Raw genomic sequence first — 3,764 nt, 5'->3', positions numbered from 1 at the left:
CGTGAAAGCAGTTTGCGGATCGCCTCGGGTGTGTTGGGTATCACCCGCTCGTCGAACGTGACCGAGTCAGGGCGCAACACCGCCACCGCGAGGGTCTCCGTGTGCACGTCCAGCCCGAAATGGGTAAGCTGTTGCATGGCCGGTCCCTCCGTGTGTCGGCACCGCGGGCGTGTTCCCGCGGATGATCCACGTTATACGCGGATTCGGGCCGGCCATCTCATGGTGACTAGCAGTACACCAAGACCCTGTCCTTTTAGTTGCTCTCTGACCCTGTCATGGTATACGCTTTATACCAGTCGCACTGAGAGAGGTACTCGTGGAGTTCGAGTTCGATGAGGCCAAGAGTCGGGCGAACGAGGCCAAGCACGGCATCGACTTCGTCGCCTCCCGGGCCTTGTGGCTCGACGAGTTGCGCGTCGAGATTCCAGCCCGCATCGAGCGCGAGCCGCGCTTGATGGTTGTGGGTCTCATAGAGGACAAGCACTGGTCCGCCGTTGTCACGCACCGGGAACAGCGGGTTCGGATCATCTCTGTGCGGAGATCTCGACCTGAGGAGGTGGCAGTCTATGAAGGCTGAGGAGTTCGACCGGAGATTCGACGAAGGCGAGGACGTCACGGCGCATCTCGACCTGTCCAGCGCCCGCAGACCCGGGCAGGAGCCGCGACGCGTCAACGTCGACTTTCCCGCCTGGATGGTCGAGTCCCTCGACCGTGAGGCCAGGCACCTGGGGGTCAGCCGCCAGTCCGTCATCAAGGTCTGGGTAGCTGAGAGGCTTGAGCGCAAGGCCTCCTAGCAATCCAAGCAGATACCCGGACGGTGATCTCCTAACCCGGAGATCGAGCCGACAACGCTGCGCGTTGCGGGTTATCCCCAAGAACGTTAGCACCACGCACGCTCGGGTGGGGCCGCGGCAGTCACACCGCTGTGCCCACACCGCTGTGCCATAATCGCATTCATGGATGCTCACCAGCTCAGACAACTCGTCGAGGGTCATGAGACCCAGACCCTTGAACTCAAAGAGAACCTCCAGAAGCCAAGCGAACTTGCTGACTACTTCATGCAGCTTGCCAACGCCCAGGGAGGGTATGTCGTACTCGGCATGACGCACCACAGACCGCCGGAGTTCAGCGGCAAGATCACCCGTGTCCAGCAGGAGGAACTCGACGGGATTCAGCGTGGGGCGAGAGAGTGCCTTCGACCGGTCCCTCCAGCTCGAGAGTGTTGAGGTCGTCCTCGACGAAGGCTCCGGTTCCTATGCGATTGTGATCGAGGTTCCCGATTCGCCGACTATCCACCAACATGTGAATGGCTCGATTGCGCGTCGACGGGGCGGAGAACGAGAGCCGATCTACCTCGATCAGGAGGCTGCACATATAGCAGCAAAGGCGGAGGTCGAATACGAACTCCGTGAAATCACCGGCACAAGTCTCGAGGACATCGACCCATCCACTGTCGATGCGTACCGCAAGTCCGTGGTTGATAGGAATCCGGAATCGCTCTTGGCCCATGCATCAGATGCGGAGGTGCTGCGCGGCCTCGGTGCGGTGGTGCGGGATTCTGATCGCGGCGCGTTGACGATTCTGGGCGCGGTCTTCTTCGCTCGCAATCCGCAAGCACTTGTTCCCCAGAGTCGTGTGCTGTTCGTTCAGTTCCCGGGCAAATCCGTAGCTGCACCCGGTGAGCCTGCGGTCTACCTTCATTCGGAAGAGGTCGAGGGGCGGATTCCCGAGATCATCGAGCGAACTGAGCGATTGCTGACTGATCGCCTTGGGATGGCCGTGCTCGCAGACGGCTTCCGGATGCGGAAGCTCCCGGCGGTTCCTTTGTTCGCGCTGCGTGAGGCGATTGTGAATGCGCTGTGCCATCGTGACTACTCCCTCGCGGGCGGGACCGTTCAGGTACGCCTGTTCGCTGACCGCATTGAGATTCAGAGTCCGGGCGGGCTCCCGTATCCCATCACGCTAGAGAACATCCTGACGGAGACCTATGCGCGCAACCCACGCATCGCCGACGTCTTGCGTGCCCTTGGCTACGTTGAGCGGCACGGCATCGACAATATGATTCGCGCCATGGAAGAAGCACATCTTCCGCGCCCAGAATTCAAGGACACTCCAACGTCCTTCACAGTCACGCTTCGCTTGCACGCGTTTCTCGATGAAGAGGCTCACGCTTGGCTGGAATCAGTCGGCGCTCATGGCCTTCCAGAGGATCAGCAACGCATCCTGGTCGCTGCCCAGCGGGACGGCCGCGTTGTCAACTCGGACGTGCAAGCGTTGAACTTCGTCGACGGCCCTGAGGCTACGAAACAGCTCCGGGCCCTAGTCCAAGGTCGCTTCCTGAATCAGCACGGGACTCGCGGCGCAGCGTACTACACGGTAAGTGGGAGAGCTGTCGTTGTTGACGACCGGTTCCCCGAGCACCTCCTTGGAGAGCTGACGTCCATTCAACGCGCGGTATTCGAGGTCGTCTACGCGGCTGCCCGGGCACAGGCAAGCGATGTGATCGACGCGTTGGGCGCTGACAGACGCCACATACAGAGAGCGCTCGCCCACCTGGTGGAGTTCGGGCTTCTTGTCAGGCGGGGCAAGTCCACTAGCGACCCAAACGCCTTCTATGAGATCAATAGGGACTATCGTCCACCGTCGCAAGGGCAGTCGACGCTGTTCTAGCGCCGCTGGGAGAAGGTGCGGTGTAGGTGCGGTGCATCGTCACGTTACCGCAGCGTGCGGGTGCTAACCCGGGGATCAACCCGACAACGCTGCGCGTTGCGGGTTATCCCCAACAACGTTAGCGCCACAGCTGCTACCGCCTGTGAACTTGCAGGGCCTTTACTCTGTTGGCTATACTTCGGCTAGCCATTGGAGGTGGTCGTGATGATTACGAAAGTCCAGAAGTGGGGCAACAGCCAGGGTCTTCGGCTCAGCAAGGACCTGCTCTCTGATGCCGACATCGAGGTCGGCGACCCCGTGGACGTGTCGGTGCGTGACGGCGCTCTCGTTGTGACGCCGGTTCGTCGCGTGAGAGGCCGACTCGACCTCGGGCAGCTCGTCAGGGAGATTCCTGCAGGCTACACACCCGGCGAACTCGGCTGGGGTCCGCCGGTCGGCCGCGAGGTCTGGTAGATGGCGGCCTACATCCCGCAGAAGGGGGACTTCGTCGCCCTCACATTCGATCCACAGTCCGGACATGAGCAGCGTGGTCGACGGCCTGCCCTTGTGGTCAGCAACGACCTGTTCAACAAGCACACGGGACTGTGCATCGCCTGTCCCATCACCAACACGCACTGCGGCTACCCCTTCCATGTCGCGATCCCCGAAGGCCAGAAAGTGACCGGCGTGGTCATGGTTGAGCAGGTCAAGTCCATCGACTTCCGTTCTCGGGATGTGAAGCGCATCGCAAGCGCGCCGGAAGCCGTCCTCGAGGAAGTACTGTCGATACTTGACGCATGCATCTACTGAGCTGGGCGCTAACCCGAGCTTCGACCTGGCAAGACTCGGCGCATCGAGCTACGCTCGACGAGACGAGGCAGGGCGCCTCGTCTTGCAGGTCAAGCTCTAACACGTTGATATGAGATGGCCGGTCAACCTCTGCTCGTTCAGGGTGGTCTTCGCCCTGAGGTCGGTGCAAGCGGGCGGGTACATGGGAACGGCGCTCGACCATGCTGATATCCGGGGATGGGGTATCCATTTAGCTCCACCGCCCACAATATGTGGGGTCAGCGCTTCCGAATGAGGATGCCGTACGGCGCGGGGTCCGTGACAAC

At 61.2% G+C, this 3,764-nt stretch carries 6 protein-coding genes; all 6 read left to right on the top strand.

Annotation, left to right across the window (positions count from 1 at the left end; all coding sequences use genetic code 11):
• Positions 1 to 316: 316 nt before the first annotated feature.
• On the top strand, positions 317 to 577 hold the full coding sequence (locus Q8K99_02170; protein ID MDP2181361.1) for a BrnT family toxin: 261 nt from the start codon (positions 317 to 319) through the stop codon (positions 575 to 577).
• Positions 567 to 794, top strand: a complete 228-nt coding sequence (locus Q8K99_02165) for a CopG family transcriptional regulator (GenBank protein ID MDP2181360.1) — start codon at positions 567 to 569, stop codon at positions 792 to 794. The genes Q8K99_02170 and Q8K99_02165 overlap by 11 nt, the downstream gene beginning before the upstream one ends.
• Before the next feature lie 162 nt (positions 795 to 956).
• Positions 957 to 1,226: an ATP-binding protein gene (locus Q8K99_02160; GenBank protein ID MDP2181359.1), complete on the top strand. Its 270-nt coding sequence runs from the start codon at positions 957 to 959 to the stop codon at positions 1,224 to 1,226.
• On the top strand, positions 1,177 to 2,670 hold the full coding sequence (locus tag Q8K99_02155) for an ATP-binding protein (GenBank protein ID MDP2181358.1): 1,494 nt from the start codon (positions 1,177 to 1,179) through the stop codon (positions 2,668 to 2,670). Before Q8K99_02160 ends, Q8K99_02155 begins: the two co-directional genes overlap by 50 nt.
• Before the next feature lie 204 nt (positions 2,671 to 2,874).
• The gene (locus Q8K99_02150) at positions 2,875 to 3,123 is read left to right on the top strand and encodes an AbrB/MazE/SpoVT family DNA-binding domain-containing protein (protein MDP2181357.1); all 249 of its coding nucleotides are present in this window, start codon (positions 2,875 to 2,877) and stop codon (positions 3,121 to 3,123) included.
• Entirely contained in the window at positions 3,124 to 3,459 is a 336-nt protein-coding gene (locus tag Q8K99_02145; GenBank protein ID MDP2181356.1) for a type II toxin-antitoxin system PemK/MazF family toxin, read from the top strand.
• Positions 3,460 to 3,764 lie beyond the last annotated feature (305 nt).

Source organism: Actinomycetota bacterium (assembly GCA_030682655.1).
GTDB lineage: Bacteria > Actinomycetota > Coriobacteriia > Anaerosomatales > JAUXNU01 > JAUXNU01.
This window is presented reverse-complemented; position numbering and strand designations above follow the sequence as displayed.